The 22,716-nt window shown below is 71.1% G+C and carries 17 protein-coding genes and 6 pseudogenes; 17 read left to right on the top strand and 6 right to left on the bottom strand.

Annotated features, from left to right (window positions below; genetic code table 11):
- The first annotated feature begins 66 nt into the window (after window positions 1–66).
- Together REH70_RS13365 and REH70_RS13360 are read left to right on the top strand one after the other, a co-directional pair.
- The gene (locus REH70_RS13365; protein WP_310747871.1) at window positions 67–525 is read left to right on the top strand and encodes a TlpA disulfide reductase family protein; all 459 of its coding nucleotides are present in this window, start codon (window positions 67–69) and stop codon (window positions 523–525) included.
- 226 nt (window positions 526–751) lie between these two features.
- Window positions 752–1,639, top strand: coding sequence for an alpha/beta hydrolase (locus tag REH70_RS13360; protein ID WP_310747870.1), 888 nt, complete (start codon window positions 752–754; stop codon window positions 1,637–1,639).
- Window positions 1,640–1,700: 61 nt separating this feature from the next.
- Here REH70_RS13360 and REH70_RS13355 read toward each other — a convergent pair whose 3' ends face one another.
- The 3 genes from REH70_RS13355 to REH70_RS13345 form a co-directional block, all read right to left on the bottom strand.
- Window positions 1,701–2,297 (bottom strand): cadmium resistance transporter, encoded by a 597-nt coding sequence (locus tag REH70_RS13355; protein WP_310747869.1) that lies wholly within the window; start codon window positions 2,295–2,297, stop codon window positions 1,701–1,703.
- 42 nt (window positions 2,298–2,339) lie between these two features.
- The gene (locus REH70_RS13350; protein WP_310747868.1) at window positions 2,340–2,702 is read right to left on the bottom strand and encodes an isoprenylcysteine carboxylmethyltransferase family protein; all 363 of its coding nucleotides are present in this window, start codon (window positions 2,700–2,702) and stop codon (window positions 2,340–2,342) included.
- 268 nt (window positions 2,703–2,970) lie between these two features.
- Window positions 2,971–3,588: a class I SAM-dependent methyltransferase gene (locus REH70_RS13345; RefSeq protein ID WP_310754295.1), complete on the bottom strand. Its 618-nt coding sequence runs from the start codon at window positions 3,586–3,588 to the stop codon at window positions 2,971–2,973.
- A 59-nt stretch (window positions 3,589–3,647) separates the two neighbouring features.
- Here REH70_RS13345 and REH70_RS13340 point away from each other — a divergent pair, with 59 nt between their 5' ends.
- The 12 genes and pseudogenes from REH70_RS13340 to REH70_RS20745 form a co-directional block, all read left to right on the top strand.
- Window positions 3,648–4,049 (top strand): metalloregulator ArsR/SmtB family transcription factor, encoded by a 402-nt coding sequence (locus REH70_RS13340; protein WP_310747867.1) that lies wholly within the window; start codon window positions 3,648–3,650, stop codon window positions 4,047–4,049.
- Window positions 4,046–6,013, top strand: a complete 1,968-nt coding sequence (locus REH70_RS13335; RefSeq protein WP_310747865.1) for a heavy metal translocating P-type ATPase — start codon at window positions 4,046–4,048, stop codon at window positions 6,011–6,013. The genes REH70_RS13340 and REH70_RS13335 overlap by 4 nt, the downstream gene beginning before the upstream one ends.
- Complete coding sequence (lspA, locus tag REH70_RS13330; RefSeq protein WP_310747862.1) at window positions 6,010–6,543, top strand: signal peptidase II; 534 nt, start codon at window positions 6,010–6,012, stop codon at window positions 6,541–6,543. Before REH70_RS13335 ends, lspA begins: the two co-directional genes overlap by 4 nt.
- A 78-nt stretch (window positions 6,544–6,621) precedes the next feature.
- Window positions 6,622–7,764, top strand: coding sequence for a metalloregulator ArsR/SmtB family transcription factor (locus REH70_RS13325; protein WP_310747859.1), 1,143 nt, complete (start codon window positions 6,622–6,624; stop codon window positions 7,762–7,764).
- Complete coding sequence (locus REH70_RS13320) at window positions 7,761–8,507, top strand: cytochrome c biogenesis protein CcdA (RefSeq protein ID WP_310747857.1); 747 nt, start codon at window positions 7,761–7,763, stop codon at window positions 8,505–8,507. The genes REH70_RS13325 and REH70_RS13320 overlap by 4 nt, the downstream gene beginning before the upstream one ends.
- Before the next feature lie 31 nt (window positions 8,508–8,538).
- Window positions 8,539–9,177 (top strand): DUF3105 domain-containing protein, encoded by a 639-nt coding sequence (locus tag REH70_RS13315; protein WP_310747853.1) that lies wholly within the window; start codon window positions 8,539–8,541, stop codon window positions 9,175–9,177.
- Window positions 9,177–9,865: pseudogene (locus REH70_RS13310) on the top strand (DUF305 domain-containing protein). The gene REH70_RS13315 and the pseudogene REH70_RS13310 overlap by 1 nt, the downstream one beginning before the upstream one ends.
- Before the next feature lie 128 nt (window positions 9,866–9,993).
- Window positions 9,994–11,243, top strand: a pseudogene (locus tag REH70_RS20750) (cytochrome c biogenesis protein ResB).
- A complete protein-coding gene (locus REH70_RS13295) occupies window positions 11,240–11,572 on the top strand; it encodes a cytochrome c biogenesis protein ResB (RefSeq protein ID WP_310747841.1) in 333 nt (110 codons plus the stop codon). The pseudogene REH70_RS20750 and the gene REH70_RS13295 overlap by 4 nt, the downstream one beginning before the upstream one ends.
- 330 nt (window positions 11,573–11,902) lie before the next feature.
- A complete protein-coding gene (gene ccsB, locus REH70_RS13290; RefSeq protein ID WP_310747838.1) occupies window positions 11,903–12,547 on the top strand; it encodes a c-type cytochrome biogenesis protein CcsB in 645 nt (214 codons plus the stop codon).
- Between the two features lie 46 nt (window positions 12,548–12,593).
- Window positions 12,594–14,230: pseudogene (gene lnt / locus REH70_RS13280) on the top strand (apolipoprotein N-acyltransferase).
- 120 nt (window positions 14,231–14,350) lie between these two features.
- A pseudogene (locus REH70_RS20745) lies at window positions 14,351–14,740 on the top strand (hypothetical protein); the annotation flags it as partial.
- 171 nt (window positions 14,741–14,911) lie between these two features.
- Here REH70_RS20745 and istB read toward each other — a convergent pair.
- Both istB and istA read right to left on the bottom strand, forming a co-directional pair.
- A complete protein-coding gene (gene istB / locus REH70_RS13275; RefSeq protein ID WP_310747830.1) occupies window positions 14,912–15,733 on the bottom strand; it encodes an IS21-like element helper ATPase IstB in 822 nt (273 codons plus the stop codon).
- Window positions 15,730–17,282, bottom strand: a pseudogene (istA, locus tag REH70_RS13270) (IS21 family transposase). Before istA ends, istB begins: the two are co-directional and overlap by 4 nt.
- A 334-nt stretch (window positions 17,283–17,616) precedes the next feature.
- Here istA and REH70_RS13265 point away from each other — a divergent pair.
- The 3 genes and pseudogenes from REH70_RS13265 to REH70_RS13255 all read left to right on the top strand — a co-directional run bounded on the left by REH70_RS13265 (window position 17,617) and on the right by REH70_RS13255 (window position 20,909).
- A pseudogene (locus REH70_RS13265) lies at window positions 17,617–18,898 on the top strand (IS3 family transposase).
- Window positions 18,858–19,364, top strand: a complete 507-nt coding sequence (locus REH70_RS13260) for a sodium/calcium exchanger protein (RefSeq protein WP_310754294.1) — start codon at window positions 18,858–18,860, stop codon at window positions 19,362–19,364. Before REH70_RS13265 ends, REH70_RS13260 begins: the two are co-directional and overlap by 41 nt.
- Before the next feature lie 300 nt (window positions 19,365–19,664).
- Window positions 19,665–20,909, top strand: coding sequence for a cytochrome P450 (locus REH70_RS13255; protein WP_310747827.1), 1,245 nt, complete (start codon window positions 19,665–19,667; stop codon window positions 20,907–20,909).
- Window positions 20,910–21,259: 350 nt separating this feature from the next.
- Here REH70_RS13255 and REH70_RS13250 read toward each other — a convergent pair whose 3' ends face one another.
- The gene (locus tag REH70_RS13250; protein WP_310747824.1) at window positions 21,260–22,714 is read right to left on the bottom strand and encodes a multicopper oxidase family protein; all 1,455 of its coding nucleotides are present in this window, start codon (window positions 22,712–22,714) and stop codon (window positions 21,260–21,262) included.
- Window positions 22,715–22,716 lie beyond the last annotated feature (2 nt).

Raw genomic sequence — 22,716 nt, 5'->3', positions numbered from 1 at the left:
TCGCAGGTCGGTGACGGGCGGACCGCTGACGGAGCCCAGGCCGGGTACATCTCCGGCGACGGAACGGTGTCCTTGTGGGAACCCGACGACCGAGGAGAGGCTGTCCAGCTGACCGGCACCGACTTCTCCGGCAACCCGGTCGATACCAGGCAGTGGGCGGGCGACGTGGTCGTGGTCAACACCTGGTACGCCGCGTGCCCACCGTGCCGGGCCGAGGCGCCCGACCTCGTCGCGGCCGCCGCCGACTACGCCGCACAAGGGGTGCACTTCATCGGGGTCAACGGCACCGACGAAGGCGGGGCAGCCCTGGCGTTCGACCGGACCTTCGACGTGCCCTACCCGAGCATCTCGGACACCGATGGGTCGGCGATCGCCGACCTGCAAGGCCACGTCCCCGTCCAGGCCGTGCCGACCACTCTCGTCCTGGACCGGCAGGGTCGGGTCGCTGCCCGCATCCTGGGCCTGGCCGACGCCAGCACGCTGCGAGCCCTGATCGATGAGGCCCTGGAGGATCCAGCACCATGATCTGGACCCCGGTGGGAGAACCGCTGGACCCATGACCTCGCCACCGTCACGAACGCCGCGCTCCCCGAACCGTTCCGGCGGGTCGCCAGGCGAGCACGCCGCGGGCGCGGTTGCTCTCGGGCTGGCCGCTGCAGGCGTGTGGTGGGGCTGGCGCCACCGGCGCTCACCGGTCGTGGCCACCTGGGAACCCGGTCGCGGCGACAGCCGGTGGGCGGGGCCGCTGTGGGTGCGCACCGTTGGGTCTGGTCAGCCCGTCGTGCTGCTGCTGCACGGCCTGGTCAGTGCGGGCGACACCTTCGGTGCCGCCTACGGCGCCCTCGCCGAGAACGCCACAGTGGTGGTCCCCGACCTCCTCGGGTTCGGCGGGTCCATGGAGACCACCGAGGCGACCGACGCCGTCGCGCACATCACGGCCCTGGACGCCGCCCTCGCTGCACTCGGCCTGCAGCACCGGCCAACGGTCGTCGCCGGGCACTCCATGGGCGGCACGCTGGCGCTGCGGTGGGCCGCCCAGCACACCGACCGAGTCACGTCGGTCGTGACGTTCGGAGCACCGCTGTACCGCACCCGCACCGAGGCTGACGACCACATCGCGGGCATGGGCCGCATGGAAGCCCTGTTCTCCGGAGACGGCCCGCTGCCTCGTGCCGTGTGCGCCTGGATGTGCCGGCACCGGACCGCCGCGTCCTGGATCACGGTCGCCTTCCGCCCCGATCTGCCCGTACCCGTTGCCCGCTCGAGCGTCCGGCACACCTGGGACACCTACTCCCGGTCCCTCGACGACCTGATCCGCGACAGCGGCTGGTCCGGCGCCCTGGACGTCTTGGACCGCGCGGGCATCACCGTGACCGTCGCCGCCGGAGCTGCCGACCCCGTGCCGGTACCTGGCCGTGCCGCGGAGCTGGCCCGAACTCGAGCCAGCATCAACCACGTGACACACCCGTCCGCGGACCATGGGCTGCCCCTCACCGACCCCCACTGGTGCCATCACCTGGTGGCCGACGCCCTGATCGATCTGGACCGGACCGAGCGCCCCACTTCCGGCAATGAGATCCGCTACACCTGCTGCTCTAGACGGGAAGGGGCGCACGCTCGGCGAGAGGACGAGCTGTAGCGGAGAGGTTCGATTCCGTACATGGGTCGGCGGTCGTGAGCGGTTCTGCTCCATCGCAGTCCTAGAGCCCGAAGGCGCCTCCCTCGACGAGGATGACGATGCCCAGGCCGATGAGGACCAGGGGGAACAGGACGTGCTCCCACCGCTCGAGGACCTCGGCGATGGGTCGTCGGGTGGCGACGTACCGGGCGGCGAGGACGAGCACGGCGACCAGGGCGAGGAACACGACGGCGTAGGCGGCGGTCGCGGCGGGGCCGACGGCGAGGAAGACGGGGACGTAGACGCCGATGTTGTCTCCGCCGTTGGCGAAGGTGACGGCTGCGACGGTCCAGACGGCGACGGCCTTGCCCGGGTCGTCGTCATCGTCGTCGTCGCGGTTGCGCCATGCCTGCCAGGCGGCGTACAGGCCCAGGAGCAGGGGGACCAGCCCGAAGTAGGGGATGGCGTCCTCGGGCAGGAAAGCGTTGGCGCCGAGGGCGACGAGGACCGAGGCGACGAGGATGGCGCCGAAGCCGATGTACTGCCCGGCGGTGATCTTGGCGGTGGTGCCTGGGGCGCCGGCGCCGCGGGCGAAGAACAGTGATAGGACGATGATGTCGTCGATGTTGGTCACGAGGAACAGTCCGACGGCTTGCAGGGCGGCGACTGCCAGGTCCATGGAGGGGCCTTTCGGGTCTAAAAGAGGCAGGGGGATGGCGGGCTATTCGCCGCGCTGCGGACGGAGGCGTCCGATCGTGGGGAGGAACCGCCCCACGCGGGCGGCGTAGTTGGTGTAGGCCCGACCGTGCGTGGCGAGCGGGTGCGGTTCCTCGACGACGCGGACCTGCATCTGGGTGCCCGTGTAGACCACCGCCAGACCGGCTAAGGCCACGAGGTTCGGGGTGGTGAAGGCGAGCCCGGTGAAGGTGATGAGCGCTGCGGTGGAGATGCGGTTGCGCACGAACGCGAAGGGTCCGGAGGTCACGAGGTCGGTGCGTTCGGTCGGGTCGACACCGATGCGCCAGGCGGTGCCCATGGCCAGCTGCGCCGCGAAGGTGCACACGACGCCTGCTGCGGCCACCACGACTGCGGCGGTGCGCGCAGGGGCGGCGAGCTCAGCGGGGGTGCCACTTGGTCGAGCCGGAGAAGGTCTGGGACCGGTCCGGCGATGCCGACCGCGACCGAACTGGCACCGCTGATGCGATTGGCCCACCACTGCCGGGTATCTCGCGGAGCGGCCGCGAAGCGGAACCCGCTGTTGTCTGTGCGCCGCCGCTGGACGGCCATGCGGCCCACCCCGGCCAGCAAGGCCCACATGACGAACAGGGCCAGACCGGGGATCGCGTGGCCGCTCACAGCGGACCGCGGGGCGTGGTCGCCGGTTTGACCGCGACGCCGATCACGAAGTCGCCGAAGAACCGGGTGACAGCCGGTTCGGGCAGCACGAATCCGTGCTGCTCGAGCTCGGCGATGAACTCCTCCGCGCTGAACCGGTCGTGCTCGGGGTGCTCGAGGAAGGTGCGATAGGACCAGCGCTCCAGTGCGTGGCGGGTCACCTCCTCGAAGACGAACTGGGCACCGGGCCGGAGCACCCGCGCGGTCTCGGCGACCGCGTCCCGCCAGGCGGGCACGTGGTGGATGACGCCGAAGTCGACCACCGCGTCGATGCTGGCGTCCCCGAACGGCAGATCGCACGCGTCGCCGATCCGGACGTCAACCCGGCCCCCGTGCCGGGCCAGGCGACGCCGCGCGCGGTCGACCATCGCCGGGTCCAGGTCGAGGGCGGTGACGTGGGCCACGCCCCACCGCTCCAGGAGCAGCTCGGTGCCGACGCCTCGGCCGCACCCGATCTCGACCACGTCGGCTCCAGCGAGGCGGGCGCCGAGCCGCTGGAGCAGGGGGACCTCATAGGATCGCTGCAGCCAGGCCCGGCCCCGGTTGTTCACCAGCATCGTCTCGGCCCGGTTCATCAGCACGGCCCTGCTCCGTTCGATCTCGCGAGCACCACACGGGCATGTATCATCAGCATATGTCGATGATCGCCGCAAGTCCCGATGCTCTGAGTCGCGAGGCGCTGGGTCCCGCTGTCGCACTGTTCCGGAGCCTGAGTGACCCCACCCGGTTGGCGCTCGTGCGCCAGCTGGCGATGGGCGAAGCGCGCGTCGTGGACCTGTGCACCGCGCTGGGGTTGGGCCAGTCGACCGTCTCGACCCACTTGGCGTGCCTGCGGGACTGCGGCTTGGTCGACTACCGCCCGCAGGGCCGCGCGTCGATGTACCACCTGACCCGCCCGGAACTGATGGACCTGCTCGCTGGGGCCGAGGGTCTGCTGGCGGCCACGGGCAACGCCGTGGCGTTGTGCCCGACCTATACGGCCCCGGCGGCCGCCGGCCGTGACCTGGGCCTCTCGGACGAGGAGGGTGGACGATGAGCGACGCGTGCGGGTGCGGTGACGACGAGACCACTCCGGCAGGCAAGGACGCCGAGGAGCACGAGGCCGAGCGCTTCTGGCAGGTCAAGGAGCTGCAGTTCGCCGCCGTCGCGGGCGTCCTGCTCCTCGGCGCCCTGATCGCTGGAGCGCAGGACCAGCCGACTGTCCAGCTGGCGCTGAACTGGGCGGCTCTGCTCGTCGGCGCGTGGACGTTCGTCCCGTCCACGATCCGCCGGCTCGCGAAGGGCAAGATCGGCGTCGGGACGCTGATGACGATCGCCGCGATCGGTGCGGTGCTGCTGGGTGAGGTCGCCGAGGCGGCCGCCCTGGCGTTTCTGTTCTCGATCAGCGAGGGCCTGGAGGAGTACTCCCTGGCCCGCACCCGCCGCGGCCTGCGGGCGCTGCTGAGCTTGGTGCCCGCGACGGCGACGGTGCTGCGCGATGGTGCGGAGACGACCGTGGCTCCGGGTGAGCTGCGGGTCGGGGACCTGATGGTCGTCAAGCCGGGAGAGCGGGTCGCCACCGACGGGGTCATCCGCACCGGGCGCACCGCCCTGGACGTCTCGGCGATCACCGGTGAGTCGGTGCCGGTGGAGGCCGGACCTGGGCAGAGCGTCTACGCGGGGGCGATCAACGGATCGGGCGTCCTGGAGGTCGAGGTCACCACCACGGCCCAGGACAACTCCCTGGCGCGGATCGTGCGGATCGTCGAGACCGAGCAGTCCCGCAAGGGCGAAGCGCAGCGCCTGGCGGACCGCATCGCCAAGCCGCTGGTGCCCGGGGTGATGATCGCCGCCGCGCTCATCGCCGTCGCGGGCAGCCTCCTGGGCGACCCGGGCACGTGGATCGAGCGCGCCCTGGTCGTGCTGGTCGCCGCGTCACCGTGCGCCCTGGCCATCTCCGTGCCGGTGTCCGTGGTCGCCGCCGTCGGCGCCGCCTCCAAGCAGGGCGTGCTCATCAAGGGCGGCGCGGCGGTGGAGGCCCTCGGCGCGATCCGCGGGGTCGCGCTGGACAAGACCGGCACCCTGACTCGCAACGCCCCCGCTGTCGTGGCTGTCGTTGCCGCCCCGGGACGCACCAAGGAGGACGTCCTGGAGGTCGCGGCCGCCCTCGAGGCCCGCAGCGAGCACCCCCTGGCACGGGCGATCCTGGCCGCGGTACCCGCGGTCACCCCGGCGAACGACGTGGAGGCCGTACCCGGCGCAGGGCTCACCGGGACGTTCGAGGGCCGGCCCGTGCGGCTCGGCAGGCCCGGCTGGGTCCCGGCCGGGTCGCTGGCGGGTGAGGTGGAGCGGATGCAGCAGGCCGGCGCGACCGCCGTCCTGATCGAGGAGGACGGTCAGCTGCTCGGGGCGGTCGCGGTGCGCGACGAGCTGCGCCCTGAGGCCGCGCAGGTCGTGGCTCAGCTGCGCCGCGACGGGTACCACGTGGCCATGCTCACCGGTGACAACACCCTGACCGCCAACGCACTGGCCCGGGAGGCCGGGATCGACGAGGTGCACGCCGACCTGCGCCCGGAGGACAAGGCCGCACTGGTCGCCCAGCTGCGGACCCGGCGCCGCACGGCCATGGTCGGCGACGGCGTCAACGACGCTCCCGCCCTGGCGACCGCGGACCTCGGGATCGCGATGGGCGCGATGGGCACCGACGTCGCGATCGAGACCGCCGACGTCGCGCTCATGGGCGAAGACCTGCGTCACCTGCCTCAGGCGTTCACCCACGCCCGCAGGGCCCGGCGCATCATGCTGCAGAACGTCGGCCTGTCGCTGGCGATCATCATCGTCCTGATGCCGCTGGCCCTGTTCGGTGTCCTGGGCCTGGCCGCCGTCGTCCTCGTGCACGAGATCGCCGAGGTCTTCGTCATCGCCAACGGCGTCCGCGCCGGGCGCACCCGCCCCCTGCCGCAGGACGCGACCACAGGCACCACCGCGACGTTCGAGCATGCAGCGATGGCTCACCGGTGACCGCCCCGACCACAGCCAGGAGAGGCCCGACGGCGGCTTCCGCGGCGTGGCGACGCCTGGCAGCAGGCGTGGGTGTCGTCCTGGTCGCGGCCACCGACCTGGGTGCCAAGGCGTGGGCGGTGAACGTGCTGCAGGACCGGGTGATCAGCCTGGGGGTGGTCGACCTGCGCCTGGCGTACAACCCCGGGGTGGCCTTCTCGATCGGTGCCGGTGCACCGGCATGGCTGGTGCTGACCGTGACCACGATCGTCACCGCTGCGGTCGGCGTGGTCGCCTGGCGCACCGCCGCTGCCAGCACCAACGGGCGGCTGGCTGCCTTGACCCTGATCCTTGGCGGCGCCATCGCGAACGTCGTGGACCGCGCCGCAGACGGCGTCGTCACCGACTACCTGCACAGCGGCTGGTTCCCGACCTTCAACCTCGCCGACACCGCCATCGTCACCGGCGCCGCCGTGCTGGTGCTCACCACACTGCGCCAGCCGGCCCATCCGCCATCCAGCCTGGACGGGCCGACCACCGAAGAAGGTTGAAGCCGTGCTGCGCAACCCCGACTCACCGGAACTGACCAGGCGAGTCGGCTTCACATCAACGCTCGTTAGGATGACGGGATGACTGCTGACGGGTGCGACCTGGTCTGCCTCGACGTGCCGCGCGCCGAGGCGGTCCGTGCGGCGCTGCCTGAGGTCAGCCGTTCAGAGGTGATGGCACGCACGGCCAAGGCCCTGGCCGACCCGGTGCGCCTGCGCACCGCATCGGCCCTGGCGCTCGGGAAGGAGTTGTGCGTGTGCGATCTGGCGTGGGTGGTCGGCGTCGCACCGAACCTGGTCTCGCACCATCTCCGCGTTCTTCGCCGGGCAGGGCTAGTGGTCTCCCGCAGGGAGGGCAAGCTGGTCATGTGCCGGCTGACGGCATACGGCGCGACGTTGCTGGAGGTGCTGGGTGCTGCCGCACCCGGCGAAGGGTCTGTGCTGACAGACCCGTCCCACCTCCAGGTGGCAACGGGTCACCTGCGTCGCAGTCAGGCGGCCCTGGTTGCTCGCACCGACAGCCCCCTGAACCCTTGGCGGTTGCCGGTCGTGGGTGAGCCGACCCCCACCGGGCCTGCGGCGCAGGCGACCGCCGCACCGACACGGTCGCGACCGCTGCTGACCCGCCCGCGGGTCATCGTCGGTGCCCTGGTCCTGCTCACCGGGACCCTGGTGACGCTTCAGCTGACCAGTTTCTTCGCAGGAGATGGAGGCGCCGCGTCCGAGCAGGTCACCTCCGCAACGCTCAGCAGAGCGGCGACGGAGTACCCGCCCGAGGGGCGAGCCGAACCGGTGGACCTGTCAGGAACGGGGCTGACCGGTGAGTCGATCGACCTCGCGGCATGGCGCGGCGACGTGGTGGTGATCAACGTGTGGGGCTCGTGGTGCGCACCGTGCCGGGAGGAGGCACCCGTCCTGGCCGCCACCTCGGCCGCCTACGCGGACCAGGGGGTGCGGTTCCTGGGGGTGAACGTGCGGGACAACCCGGCCGCGGCCATCGCGTTCGAGGAGAGCTACGGGATCACCTACCCCAGCATCGACGACAGCGACGGCAGGGCCCTGCTGAGCCTGGCCGAGCACCTGCCCGGCGCCGGGGTCCCGGTGACCTTGATCCTGGACCGTGAAGGGCGCCCCGCAGCCCGTGTGCTGGGAGCGGTCGAGGAGTCGACACTGACCGCTCTGCTGGACACGGTCGTCGCCGAGCAGACCGCGGCTCAGTCGTGAGCGCGCTCCAGGACCTCGTCGCGGCCGGCCCCATGCTTGCGGCCGCGGCAGTCGCGGCCCTGGCCGGGCTGATCTCCTTCGTGTCCCCGTGCGTGCTCCCCGTTGTCCCCGGGTACCTCTCCTACGTCGCCGGCGGCCCGTTGCTTGATCGTGAGGCGGCGACGCGGCGCCGGCCGGTCGTGGTCGGCACCGCCTTGTTCATCCTGGGCTTCGCTGCGGTCTTCGTCGCCTACGGCGCCCTCTTCGGCGGCCTCGGAGCCACCTTGCAGTCATACCAGGTGGTGCTCACCCGCGTCCTGGGCGTCGTGGTCGTGATCATGGGTCTGGTCTTCGCCGGCTGGTTGCCCGGATCCCAGCGCCAGCTGCTGCCGCGGCTGCGCCCAAGGTCCGGCCTGGTGGGCGCTCCATTGATGGGTGTGACGTTCGGGCTGGGTTGGACCCCGTGCCTGGGCCCAACCCTGGCGACCGTGCAGACCCTGGCGTTCACCGAGGCCAGCGCCGGGCGCGGGGCCACACTGGCCGGGGTCTACGCCGCCGGGCTCGGCCTGCCCTTCCTCGCGGTGGGTCTGGGCATGCGCCGCGCGCTGACGGTGACCGGGTGGGCGCGACGACACACCGCGGCGATCAAACGCGCCGGCGCGGTGATGCTCATCGCCACCGGGCTCCTCCTGGTGACCGGGGTGTGGGACCTGCTGATGCGCGCCATGCAGTCCACGATCTCCGGCTACACCACGGTCCTTTGACCAACACGCACCTGGAAGGCAGCACCAGCTGATGAGCACACCAAACAAGGACGCGTCCGAGCGCGCCGCCCGGCTGACCGAGGTCCGTGAGCGGCAGCGACGCGCCGAACGCCGCCGCACTGCGCTCATCACCGGGGTCAGCGCACTGGTCGGCGCCGTCCTGATCGCCGTGACCGCGATCGTCATCGTCGGTGAGCAGCGACGTCAGGCGGACGTCGCCGAGGCCGCGGCCGGGGACATCCCTGGGGTGCTGACGTTCACCGACCTGTCGGCGACCCATGTCCAGCAGCCGGTCCAGTACGAGCAGACGCCACCGGTCGGTGGTGACCACGCGGGTGTGTGGGCCAACTGCGGCACGTACACCGAGCCGATCCCCAGCGAGGTGGCGGTGCACTCCCTGGAGCACGGCGCCGTGTGGATCACCTACAGCCCCGACCTGCCGGCCGAGCAGGTGCAGGAACTGACCGACCTGGCCGAGGGCAACGCCTACCTCCTGCTCAGCCCGTTCGACGGTCTGCCCGAGGAGCCGGTGGTGGCCAGTGCCTGGGGAACCCAGCTCTCGCTCGAGACCGCGGACGACCCGCGCCTGGAGCAGTTCCTCGTCAAGTACCAGCAGGGTGAGCAGACCCCCGAGCCGGGCGCGCCGTGCACCGGTGGGGTCGACGCCTGATGACCGTGGACGTCACTGCTCGGCGCAAGGTCCCGCGCGCCGCGCTGATGATCCTGGTCGCCGCCGTGGTGGCAGTCGCCGGCATGGCGGCCGGTGCCGCCCTGACCGGCGGGGCAGCCGCCGTCTCACGGCCGACGGAGGGCTCGCCCGAGGCAGGCTTCGCCCGGGACATGCAGTCCCACCACGCCCAGGCGGTGCAGATGTCCACCATGGTCCGCGACGCCACCGACGACCCCGAGGTCCGGTCCCTGGCGTTGGACATCATGCTGACCCAGCAGCAGCAGGCCGGTCAGATGTACGGCTGGCTCCAGCAGTGGAACCTTCCCCAGGCCAGCCTCGACCCCCAGATGCAGTGGATGAGCGACACCGACTCCGGCATGGCCTCGATGGACCACGGCTCGGACGCGACGGCGATGCCCGCCCCCGGCGCGGTGATGCCCGGGATGGCGACCGACGAGGAGCTGCAGCGCCTGGACCAGGCCGTCGGTGTCGACGCGGAGGCCAGGTACCTGCGACTCATGGTGGCGCACCACCAAGGGGCGTCACCATGGCCCAGGCCGCTCTGGACCGGGTCGAGGACGAGGACGTGCGCCACCTCGCACAGGCGATCGTCAACTCACAGACCGCCGAGCTGACCGTGCTCAACGACATGCTCGACGCCCGACACCGCGTTCCGGTGGACCGGTGAGCCAGCGACCCGGGCACCTCGCCGACGACACCGCCCTGGGCGTGGCTGCACCCGCCGGGCCTGCCTCGGACGCGCTCGAGGACGCTGCGGTGAGGCGGCGACTGGAAGAGGCAGCTCGGCCGGGCGTGATGGCGATGCCGCCCCGCCCGACCGGGCAGGGCATCGTGGCGTGGTCGCGGTGGGCGTGGCGGACCCTGACGTCCATGCGCACCGCGGTGCTGCTCCTGCTCGCGCTGGCCCTGGCCGCCGTGCCAGGGTCGCTGCTGCCCCAACGAGGCGTCGCCTTCGATCCGAGCGCGGTCACCCGTTTCCTGGCGGACAACCCGGTGCTAGGTCCATGGCTGGACCGCCTGGGGTTCTTCGAGGTGTACTCCTCGCCCTGGTTCGCCGCGATCTACCTGCTGCTCATGGTCTCCATGACCGGTTGCGTCCTGCCGCGCGCGGCCCGCCTGTGGCAGTCCGCCCGCGCGGAACCTCCGCGCGCACCGACCAACCTGGCGCGCTTGGACGACTACCGCCGCGCCGCGGCGACCGCGGAACCGGCTCGCGCGCTGGAGGCGGCGGCCGCACACCTGCGCGCCCGACGATTTCGGGTCGTGGTCGACGAGGACTCCGTGCGGGCGGAGAAGGGGTACCTGCGCGAGGTCGGCAACCTCGTGTTCCACCTGTCCCTGTTGGTGCTGCTCTTCGGGGTGGCGATCGGGTCGCTGTTCGGGTTCGAGGGACGGGTGATCGTCGTAGAAGGTGTCTCCTTCACCAACACGCGCCTGCAGTACGACGAGTTCACCCCGGACCCCTGACCGACACCGAAGCGCTGACCCCGTTCTCGTTCACGTTGGACGACTTCACCGCCGAGTTCGAGACGACCGGCCCCCAGCGCGGCAGCGCCCGGGACTTCCAGGCCGACATGACCCTTCTTCGCACATCCACCGGTGTTCCTGAGGACGTCACCGTCGAGGTGAACCACCCGCTGCAGGTCGAGGGGACCAAGGTGTTCCTCACGGGCAACGGCTATGCACCGGTGGTCAGCGTCAATGATGGCCGCGGGCAGACGGTCTTCACCGGACCCGTCGTGTTCCTGCCCTTCGACGGCAACCTGTCCTCCGAAGGGGTGATCAAGATCCCGGACGCGCAGCCTACCCAGCTGGGATTCGAAGGCTTCTTCCTGCCCACCGCCTCCATCAACCCCGGCGTCGGGCCCCGTTCGCTCTACCCGGACCTGGTCGACCCCCAGCTCCTGCTCACCGCCTACACCGGAGACCTGGGCCTGGCCGACGGCGCACCGCAGTCGGTGTTCCGCCTCGACAAGACCGACCTGACCCAGGTGATGGACGGGGACCAGCCGTTCGGGCGCGCCCTGCGCCCGGGGAGTCCATGACGCTGCCCGACGGGCAGGGAACCTTGACATTCGAGTCGGTCTCCCGGTTCGCGAACTTCCAGATCGCTCACGACCCGGGCAAGGAGATCTCCCTGGCGGCAGCCGTCGCTCTCCTGCTCGGCCTGACGGTGTCGCTGGCCGTGCGCCGACGCCGGATCTGGATCCGCGTCGCCCCTGCCCCTGGTGGTGGCGCGCCCATGGTCGAGGCCGCCACCTACGCGCTGACCCGCCGCGGACCCGTCCCGGACGAGCTCTCCTCCGTGCTCGCGGCCCTGCCGGGGGCCGGACCGGCCGGTACCGACCCTTCCCCGCACGACCGAGAGGACTGACCGTGCCGACCCCCTGCTGGCCGAGCTCAGCGACCGGCTGATCTACAGCGCCATCGCCGTCTACGCCCTGGCCATGCTCGCCTACGCCTACCAGGCGGCCAGACGCTCGCAGACCCCGGCACAATCCCGTGTCGTCGAGCCGGTCGCCGTGGGCGGGCCCTCAGCGTCCCCCGTCTCGTCACCGACTCCAGCCGTCGTCAGTCGGCCCGCTCCGGCGGCCCGCCGCCGGCTGGACCGGATCGCCGCTGCCCTGACCACGCTCGCGTTCGTGCTGCACCTGGCCGGCGTCCTCGCGCGAGGCCTGGCCGCGGGGCGGGCGCCGTGGGGAACATGTACGAGTTCGCCGCCGCCGCCACCCTGGCCGCCACCGCGGCCTACCTGGTGTTCCTGCGACGTCAACCCGTGCGTGACCTCGGTGTGTGGATCCTCGCGCTCGTCACCCTGAGCCTCGGCCTTGCCGTGACCGTCCTGTACACCCCCGCCGGGGATCTGGTCCCCGCGCTGAACTCCTACTGGCTCGTCATCCACGTCGCAGCGGCGATCATCGCCGGCGGTGTCTTCACCGTCGGGGCGGCCGCCACCGGCTTGTACCTGCTGCGCCGACGCGCCGACGCGCGCGACGCCAGCGGGCAGGCGACCCGCGGCTACGCCGGTCGACTGCCCGCCGCCGCCGCCCTGGAACGCGTCGCGCACACCGCCCACCTGTTCGCCTTCCCGGTCTGGACGTTCGCCGTCCTGGCCGGCGCGATCTGGGCCGAGGACTCCTGGGGCCGGTACTGGGGGTGGGACCCCAAGGAGACCTGGGCCTTCATCACCTGGGTGCTGTACGCCGCCTACCTGCACGCGCAGTCCACCGCGGGGTGGCGCGGCACGAAGGCCGGGTGGCTCGCCCTGGCCGGCTACGGGGCGTTCTTGTTCAACTTCGTGGGCGTCAACATGTTCATCACCGGCCTGCACTCCTACGCCGGCGTCTGACCTGTCCGCCGATGTCCCCAGAGTTGCCGCCCCTGACAACGGAGAAGTGCCCTTGGTCCGTCTCCTGACACCGCCAAGAGTGGGGCACTTCGACATCCACGGCTCGCGACCGACGCGTGGACCAGCCGCGCCGGTCCTGCCCCGTACGGCGGTGATCCTGGCGGCCCTGGGCGGCTGGTTGACCAACCTGGCCTTTCCCGACCGCGGCTGGTGGCCACTGGCCTACGTCGGTGTCGCGCTGCTGCTCACGGCGCTGCGCAGCGCCAGAGCTGGCCGAGCAGCAGGAACCGGCCTGGCCTGGGGACTGTGCTTCTTCCTCCCGCACGTCGACTGGGCGGTCGACGCCACCGGTTCGGTCCTGCCCTGGATCGCACTGAGTCTGTTCCAGGCCTCCTACGTCGCCGGCTTCGCCGTGCTGTGGGCCCATGCGCAGCGGGCCCCGTGGGTTGGCGACCACGCACTGGTGCAGGCCGCAACCGCAGCGGTGGTGTGGGTGGCCGTCGAACAGCTTCGCGGTTCGTGGCCGTTCGGGGATTCCCGTGGGGGTATCTGGCGTTCTCCCAGACGGACGCGCCGGCGCTGCGACTGGCGCCCTACGGCGGTGAGATCCTGGTCTCTGCCGTCGTGGTCCTGATCGGCGCCGCGCTGGCAGCGTCCTGGCGGCAGGTGTTCACCGAGCCGAGGCTGTCCGCTGTCGTGGCCGGCGCCGGAGCCGTCGCCCTGACGCTCGGCCCCGGGCTCCTTTCGGTCCCCGTCGGGCAGGAGACGGGGCGACTTCGGGTCGGGGCGGTCCAGGGTGACGTGCCAGCCGCAGGCGCACACTGGGCCGAACAGGCCAGGCAGGTCACCGCCAACCACGCGCGCGGCACCGAACGGCTCCTAACATCTGCGGGCGCGGCCTCGCTCGACGTGATCCTGTGGCCCGAGAGCGCGGCTGACATCGACCCGCGCGTCGACCCGGCCCAGGCCGCGCTCGTGGACGCCGCAGCCTCGGCCGCCGGCGCACCGGTGCTCCTGGGGACCCAGCGGTTCCCCGACGGCCAGGACGTCCGCTTCAACGAGATGGTCGTGTGGCAGGCGGGTCACGGTGCCCGTAGCGCCTACGCGAAGCAGCACCCGGTGCCCTTCGGGGAATACGTGCCCTACCGCCGGTTCTTCCGCCAGCTCACACCCCTGGTGGACCGGATCGCCACCGACATGGTGGCCGGAACCGCACCCGCGGTCACCACCATCCCCATCGAGCGCCTCGCCCGTTCCGTCCCCGTCGTCACGGGCATCTGCTTCGAGGTCGCCTACGCCGACATCATCCGCGAGGGCGTGCGCAGGGGCGGAGAGCTGATCGTCATTCCCACCAACAACGCCTCCTTCGGCCGCTCCCAGGAGTCAACCCAGCAGCTCGCCATGTCACGCTTCCGCGCAGCCGAGCACGCCCGGGCCACCATCCAGATCTCCACGGTCGGCGTCAGCGCGGTGATCACGCCCGACGGCCAAGTGGTGGAGCGCACCGAGCTGTTCACCGCCGACGAGATCGTCGCCACGCTTCCGCTGCGCACCACGCTCACACCCGCAGCCCGCCTGGGAGCGAGCCCTGAGCTGGGCGTCTACGTGCTGGCAGCAGCCGCCGTGACCGCCGGTGTCCTGCGGCGTCCCTGCCCAACCCGACGTCCGAGCAGTTCCTCCTAGAAGGCAGCCGGGGTGGGTGACCGCGCTGATGCGCACACCCACGCCTGCGGGCATCCTCGAAAGTCGCCCGCCTCGGGCGGCGGAGCTGCCGCTCAACGCCGGCGATGATCAGGAGGTCCCATGGTGTGGTTGTGGGTTCCCGGTCTGGTCATCGCGGCGTTCGTGGCGCGGTGGGGAGCCGAGCAGCTCGCGGCGCCGCTGAAGGCGGTGCGGATGCGGTACGGATTCACCGGAGCCGCAGGCGGGCCCCTGGTCGCGCTCGGAAGCGCCAGCCCAGACGTCGGGATCACCACCGTCAGCGCGATCACCGGAACCGCCTCCATCGGACTGGGCAGCATGCTCGGGTCCACCGTGGTCTCGATCCCGATCACCGTCGCGGTCGCCTACGCCGCCGCGCGCCGCAACCGCTCCCAGAACGCCCGTCCGGCCCGCGGCAACGGGCAGCTACGGGTGCAGCGTGACGCTGTCTTCGTCGACGCACTGCCCTACCTGGCCATCGTCGTGCTGTTCGCCGTCCTCGTGCTGCCGCCACCGTGGCGCGGACTGCAGCCCATTGAGAATGACAACCCCATTTGGCCCCAGTGTGATGGCCTGATTTGGCCCCACCCCGCGGTCATCTGCGGTGTGCCACGGTCCCGCAGCGTCACTTCGGGTGACGCGTGCGGGGCGTCGCTGTGGGGGTCATCCAGGGGCGGCTCCTTCGCGTGCTGCGCGGCTGGATCGCAGCCGGTAGGAGTCGGTGCCGGTGGCGATGATGTGGGCGTTGAACGTGAGCCGGTCGACGATCGCGGCGGCCAGGCGGGGGTCGGTGAAGGTGGTGCCCCACTCGCTGAACGGGGCGTTGCTGGCGCAGGCGATGGAGGCTTTCTCTTCGCGTTCGGTGATGATCTGGAAGAGCAGTTCGGCGCCGAGGGGGTCGAGGTGGACGTAGCCGAGCTCGTCCAGGCACAGCAGGTCCAGGCGGGCGTAGCGGCTCACGACGCGGGACAGCTGTTTGGCGTCGGCGGCCTCGACGAGCTCGTTGACCAGTGCGGCGGTGGTGACGTACCGGACGCGGCGGCCGGCTTCAGCGGCCGCGACGCCCAGGCCGATGAGCAGGTGCGTCTTGCCGGTGCCCGAGTCGCCCAGGAGCACGACCGGTTCGCCGCGGTCGATCCACGCCCCGGCGGACAGCGCGGCCAGCAGCGGCGCCGGTAGGCCGGGCAGCTGGCGCAGGTCCAAGTCCTCCAACCGCTTCAGGCGAGGGAACTTCGCCTCGTGGATCCGTCTGGTGCGGCGGCGGGCGTCGCGGTCGTCGAGCTCGGCGGTCAGGACCTCGGCGAGGAACGCCTTGTGGGTCAGGCGCTCCTTGACCGCGGCGGCCGCGATCCGGGTCGCTTCGGCGCGGATCGTGGGCAGGTGCAGCGCCGCTGCCCCGGCCGCGATCGCGAGGTCGGCGGCCTGCTCCGACCGTGGCGTCACCGGCCGGGCGTCGACGCTTGGGACGCTGGTGGTGGCGCTCATGCGCTGACCGGCAACGGTGCCAGCAGGCTGTCGTAGCCGCTCAGGGTCGGCACCGGGCGACGGTGCTCAGCGACGTCCGTGACCGTGTCGGGGGTGTCGGGGGTGTCGGGGGCGAGCCGGGTGGGTTCGAGGTGTCGGCGGGCCTCGACCGCGACGAGGTCGGCCTCGAGCCGTCCCAGCCTCACCGCGGTGGCCATCGCGGCCAGGACCGCTTCGCTCGGCAGCCGGCGGTGCAGCAGCAGGACCCCGATGAGCTCCCGGGTGCCGGCGGCGTCGCCGTGGGCGCGGCGGGCGGCGGCCCAGAACTCGTCGTGGCCCGGTGTGAACAACCCCACCGCACGTGCGGTGACCAGGGCGGTCGCGGCCGGCAGCGCCCCGGGACGGCGGGCCAGGACCTCCAGGTAGTGGTCCAGCACCAGGGTCTGGGTGTTCTTGTGCAGGCTGCGCACGTGCTCGGCGACCACCACCGCCGGCCGGCCAGGTCGGGCGTCGCGGACGGTGAACGACCGCGCCCCCAAGGCGACCGACACCCGCGCGCCGGCCAGGTGCGCCGGGACGGAGTAGTACGACTGGCGCACGCAGATCCGCGCTTTCGCGTCGACGTGGCACGTCAACGCGGTGGCGACGTCGAACGGTTCGGTCGGCAGCGCCCGCAGGGTCACCTGCTCGCGGGCGGCGGCCTGCCCGACGGTCTCGACCCGGGCGGCGATGTGCCGGTCCTGATCCAGCAGGTCGGCGGCGGCGAGCTGGGCGTTCAACTCGGCCAGACTCCCCGCCCGAGGGACCGGGGTCAGGTGCCGGCGGCGGAACCGGCCGATCTCTCCTCGACCCCGCCCTTCTCGTGCGCCCCGCCGATGCCGGGCTCGCAGAAGAACGAGTCGTACCCGTAGTGCGAGCGCAACGCGATGAACCGCTCGTTCTCCAGCCGCTCCCGGCCCAGCAGCACCCGCACCACCGCCGGGCGCAGGTTGTCGTACCGAATCTGCCCGGTCGGCACCCCGCCCAGGACGGTGAAGGCGTGCACGTGGCCGTCCAGGAACGACTCCTGCGCCTGATTCGCGTACGCCACGTGCACCGCCCGGCCGGAGTGCGACAGCCGCAGCGCGAACATCCACAGCTTCACGTAGACACCGTCGATCCAGGCCATGAACTCCCCGAAGTCCACCTCCGCCTCGACCCCGACCGCGTGCTCCTGGGCGATCGGCACCACCCGGGTGCTCGCCGCGATCTCAGCCCGGAGCTGCCCGACCAAGCCGCGCACAGTCGACTCCGCCAACTGCGCGCCGTGCTCATCACGCAGCCGCTGCCACACCCGCCGGGCCGTGTGGCGCTGCTTGCGCGGCGCGGTCAAGTCCTCAATCAGCCACGCCCGGATCTGCGCCTCGTGCACCCCGAGCACCGGCGACTGCCGGACTGGGACCTTGCGCGGCGGCGGTGTCGCGTCGGCCAGCGCCTGCCGCACCGTGCGCCGGTGCACCTCGTGCCGCTCCGCCAACGCACGGATCGACAACCCTTCAACTCGATGGTCTCTGCGGATACGTTCGAACATCTCCACCCTCGATCTCGCTTCCACCTACGCCCCTCGTGATCGTCTTGGTCGACGTCACGAACGTAGGGACAGGCAGGTCGGGGGTGGGGCCAAATCAAGCCATCACTACGGCCCCAAGTGGGGCCACATCAGGCTGTCACTCTCAGCCCATCGACGGGCTCATCGCCGCCGCCGCCTACATCGTCTTCCTGCTCCAGGCGCTGATCAGAGGCCGCGGCGGGGAACGCGGCGAGGTGTCGTGGTCGACCAAGAAGACGTGGCTGGCCGTCGCAGGCGTACTCGCTGATTCGCCCCGGGTTCGGTGGAGGCTCTCAACCCAGGAAGGATGAGAGTCATGCCGGCACCGAAGAAGTACAGCGAGGAGCTGCGTGAGCGGGCCACGAGGATGGCGTTGGACGCGATCGCGGCGGGTGAGCAGCGGATGGTCGTGGTCCGTCGGGTCGCGGGCCATCTGGACGTGCACCCGGAGGCGTTGCGCACGTGGGTCAAGCGTGCGGAGATCGACGGCGGGCAGCGGGCCGGGACGACGAGCCAGGACGCGGCACGGATCACCGAGCTAGAGCGTGAGGTCAAGGAGTTGCGGCGGGCGAACCACATCTTGAAGACGGCTTCGGCTTTCTTCGCGGCGGAGCTCGACCGCCCGTCCGTCAGGTAGTCGACTACATCGACGCTCACCGCCACGAGGTGGTGGAGGGGCGCGAGCTCGGGGTCGAGCCGATCTGCGCGGTGCTCAAGGGCACTGCGGCGCAGATCGCTCCGAGCACGTACTACGCGACCAGCACGCGGGCCCCGTCGGCGCGTGCGGTTCGCGATGCGCAGTTGGTGCCGTTGATCCGCAAGACCTTCCAGGAGAACTTGTGCGTCTACGGGGCCAAGAAGGTTTGGGCCGAGCTGAACCGGACCGGCACCGCGGTGGCGAGGTGCACGGTGGAACGGCTCATGCGGGCCGAGGGGCTGCGCGGGATCAGCCGGGAGAAGACCCGCCGCACGACCACCAGCGACGGTGCGCAGACCGAGCGGCCGGCGGATCTGGTGGACCGCGCGTTCGTCGCGGACGCACCGAACCAGCTGTGGGTCGCGGACCTGACCTACGTGCGCACCCACGCCGGGTGGACCTACGCGGCGTTCGTCATCGACGTGTTCTCCCGGCTGGTCGTGGGGTGGCAGGTCTCGACCTCGCTACGCACCGATCTGGCCCTGGACGCACTCGACATGGGCCTGTGGGCACGGCTTCGCGCCGGGCAGGACGTGACCGGCCTGACCCATCACAGCGACCGCGGAGTGCAGTACCGAGCGATTCGCTACACCGAGCGGCTCGCCGAGGCCAAGGCCGTCGCTTCGGTCGGCTCCAAGGGCGACTCCTACGACAACGCCCTGGCCGAGGCGTTCAACGCGCTGTTCAAGACCGAGTGCATCCGCAACCCCGCGATGCGCCCACCAGGGGCTGGAAGTCCGTCGCCGACGTCGAGATCGCCGTCGCCGAGTACGTCGACTGGTTCAACCACCGGCGCCTGCACGGCGAGATCGGACTGGTCCCACCAGCAGAGCTCGAGCAGCACTACTGGGCGCACTACCCTGCAACCGCACCGGCCGAACTCACTGCCGGAGCCAGATAACCGGGCCTCCACCGAACCCGGGGCGAATCACGCACTAGCTCTCGGCGCATACTTCCTGGTCACCGGGACACGCCAGGTCGGCAACGCCCTGGGTCTTCAACCGATCGTCAGCGGCCTGTTCATCACGGCGTTCATGACCGCGCTGCCGCAGGTCTTCACGACCTGGTCCGTGGTCCGCACCGGACAAGTCACCAGCGGCGTCACGAGCGTCTTCGCCGACCACACCATGACCTTCACCCTCGCGGTCGTGCCGCTGGCCATCGTCGGGGTTCAGATCCGCGATTACCTGCTTGTCGTCGTCGTCATGGCTTTCGTCGCACTGATGCCGCTGCTGTTCTCCGTCCTGGCCCTGCGACGTCGCCGCGACGACCAGCAAGCCCTCCACCTGTCCGACGTGCTGATGCTCGGGGCGGCCGTTCTCGTGTACGTGGGAACAACCGCTTTCCTTCTGTTCGGGCGTGGCTGACACAGCCGCCCGCCATCGACCGCCACCTCAAGGACGAGGACCGGGCCCTTTCGCTCCTGCCGGCTCCCAGCCGGCCAGCGCAGACAGTCCCCGACATGCATCCTGCGTGGGGCTCCACGTACCGTCAGAGATGGCCGGTCCGCTGCATCTAGATGAGCCACGTGAGGGCGAGGGCACCATGATCCGCACTGATCTGCCCAGGACCTACTCGGCGGGGAGCAGTGCCCGGGCGGCATGCGCGGCGCAGACCGCCGATCTCACTACCGCTGCCCCGAGGGGCTCACCGCGAAGGCCGGGACCATGACCCTCACCGGAGGTCTCGACAGCACGCTGGCCTTTGCATGGCAGGGATACGAGTTCGTCTCCCGCCGGTGTGAGCGGCAGGGGACCGACGTGTTCCAGACCCGCCTGCTGCTCGAGCCGACCGTCTGCTTGCGTGGCGCTGACGCGGCGCGCATCTTCTACGACGACGCCAGGCTCGAGCGGCGCGGCGCCATGCCGCTGCGGGTGCAAAAGACGCTGGTCGGTGTCGGTGGTGTGCAGGGACTGGACGGTCAGGTCCACCGGGCACGCAAGCAGATGTTCATGGGCCTCATGAGCCCGCAAGGGATCTCCGCGCTGACGCGGCTGACCGCCGAATGCTGGCAAGCGCAGATCCCCGCGTGGGAACGCGCCGGGCACGTGGTGCTGTACGAGGAAGTCGGCCAGGTCCTGTACCGAGCCGTCAGCACCTGGGCCGGAGTCCCCTTCACCGAGCGCCAGGTCAAGGGCCGCACCGACGACCTGCACGCCATGATCGACGGCCCCGCAGCCGTCGGTCCCAGGCACTGGCGAAGCAGGCGCGCCCGACGACGAGCCGAGATCTCCCTGGCCCGACTCGTCGAGGCCGTACGCACCGGCGAGCACGTGGCGGCCCGCGACGGCAGCGCCCTGACTGCGGTTGCCACACACCGTGATCCCGACGGGCACCTGCTCGACAGCCGGACCGCCGCGGTCGAGTTGCTCAACCTCCTTCGCCCCACCGTGGCAGTCGACCGCTTCATCACCTTCGCGGCCCTTGCCCTGCACCAGCATCCCCAGTGGCGCACCCGCCTGCGCGACGGCGACGACCACGACGCCGAACTGTTCGTCCAGGAGGTCCGGCGCTTCTACCCCTTCTTCCCGGTAGCCGCCGCCCGGGTACGAAGCGCCTTCGACTGGCGAGGCGTGCACTTCCCCGCCGGAGGCAGGGTGCTGCTCGACCTGTACGGCACCAACCACCACCCCCGCCTCTGGGAGGACCCCGAGACCTTCCGCCCAGAACGCTTCGCCACCTGGGACGGCGGTGCCTACGACTTCATCCCCCAAGGCGGCGGGAACCACCACAGCGGCCACCGCTGCCCCGGGGAGTGGATCACCATCGCCGTAATGAAAACGGCACTGGCCATGCTGACCCGTCACATGAGATACGACGTTCCGGCCCAGGACCTACGGATCAGCCATCGCCGGATGCCCACCCTTCCCGCCAGTGGACTCGTGATCTCCAGCGTGCAGCACCCGTCGTGATCACAACCGTGAAAGCCAACGCTTCAGCGGGTGGGATGTCGCCGAGGTAGCCGTGCAGCCGGGCGGTGTTGTGCCAGTAACCGCCGCGCGCCCGCAACCCTGCTTGGGCCCGTTTGTGGACCGGCGGCCGGGGCCGGCAGCCGGGCGGTGTTGCGTTGAGGTACACCCATACGCGACACCTTGCCGTGGCGGCGCGGCAGCGCGGTTCGACTGTGGCTTGCCCCTTATGTGGCGGGGTTCTGTGGGTACACGGTGGCGGCTGAGTCGGCCACGGGGGCCATCAAACGTGCCGACGTAGTGGCGGCCCTGTCGTAGCGGGCGTTCTCGAGAATGGCAAGTGGGGCCGGGGGTCAGCCTGTCTCGACGGTGGCCATCATGCCGGCGTCTTCGTGGTCGAGGATGTGGCAGTGGTAGACGCTGCGGCCTGGGTGGCGGCTGAAGTCGACCAGGACACGGACCTGCCCTTGGGCGGGGACGTTGACGACGTCCCGCCAGGTGGGTTCGAGGACTGGTTCTCCGTCGGTCTCGATGAGCTGCATGGGCCAGACATGAAGGTGGAAGGGGTGGTCCATCGGGGTGGGGTTGGTGATGGTCCATTCCTCCACCGCACCGGCCGCGACCTGCTGGTCAACCCGGTCCGCGGCAAAGGCGCGACCGTCGAACCCGAGTTCCATCATCTCGCCCATCCCGCCGGGTCCCATCATCGCTCCGCCCATGGTCATGGTGAAGGCGATCTGCCGCCGCCGGTCCACGGGCCGCTCGCGCAGGTCGGGGTCAGCCGTGCGCTCGGGGACCGGGCGGGTAGTGCCGGTGGCCTGCCCGGTGACGGCGAGGGTGGCCAGGGTGACGGGCCCGGACATGCCTCCGCCCATCATGCCCATCCCGCCGCGGTCGTAGCCGAGCGTGCGCAGCTCGCTGGTCGCGTTTCGCATGGTCACGAGCAGGTCCGCGCGGTTGCCGGGGGCCAGCAACACCTCATCCACCGCCCGGGGTGCCGGTTCGTGACCGCCGTCGACGCCGAGCAGCTCCAGGTCCTGCCCGGGCAGGACCAGGCGCAGGTAGCGGGAGGTGCAGGCGTTGACCACCCGCCACCGCTCCCGCTCACCGGGCCGGGCGGCCAGCTGCGGCTGGTACTCGCCGTTGACCAGGACCAGGTCGCCTTCGCGGCCCATCATCACTTCCTGCGCGGACACGGGTCCGATCGTCCCGTCGGCGGTCAGGGAGATGTCGGAGACGATGAGGATGCGGTCCCGGCTGACCGGGACCTCGTCACCGGTGACGATGATGGCCCCGTATAGGCCCCCGAAGAGCTGGTCGGCTACCGTGCCGTGCCGGTGGGGGTGGTACCAGAACACCCCGGTGGGATGGTCCTCGGGCAGGTCGATGCGGTAGTCGAAGCTTCCTCCGGGCTCGATGCTGATGAACGGGTTGTCCCCGTTGCCCTGCGGGGAGACCACCAGCCCGTGGGTGTGCAGGTTGGTCGCGGTGTCGAGCTCGTTGCGCAGGCGAACCTCGAGCCGGTCCCCGGGCCGCACCTGCCAGGTTTGCCCCGGGAGGGTGCCGTTGTAGGTCAGGACCTGTGCCCGCCGCCCGGCGACCTCGGTCACCTGGGCTGCGGCCACGAGGTCCACGCGGAGCACGCCGTCCTGGCTTCGCAGCACTTCGGGTTCCAGCAGCTCACCGCCCGGGGTGGGTGGGTTGATCCAGGGCCGCCCGGTCCGAGACAGGCCCACCCCGCCGGCCGCGGCACCGAGCGCACCGAGAGCGCCGAGCCGGAGCGCCTGGCGACGCGTGATCGGTTCCACCC

It is taken from the genome of Cellulomonas sp. ATA003, from assembly GCF_031582905.1.
GTDB lineage: Bacteria > Actinomycetota > Actinomycetes > Actinomycetales > Cellulomonadaceae > Pengzhenrongella.
This window is presented reverse-complemented; position numbering and strand designations above follow the sequence as displayed.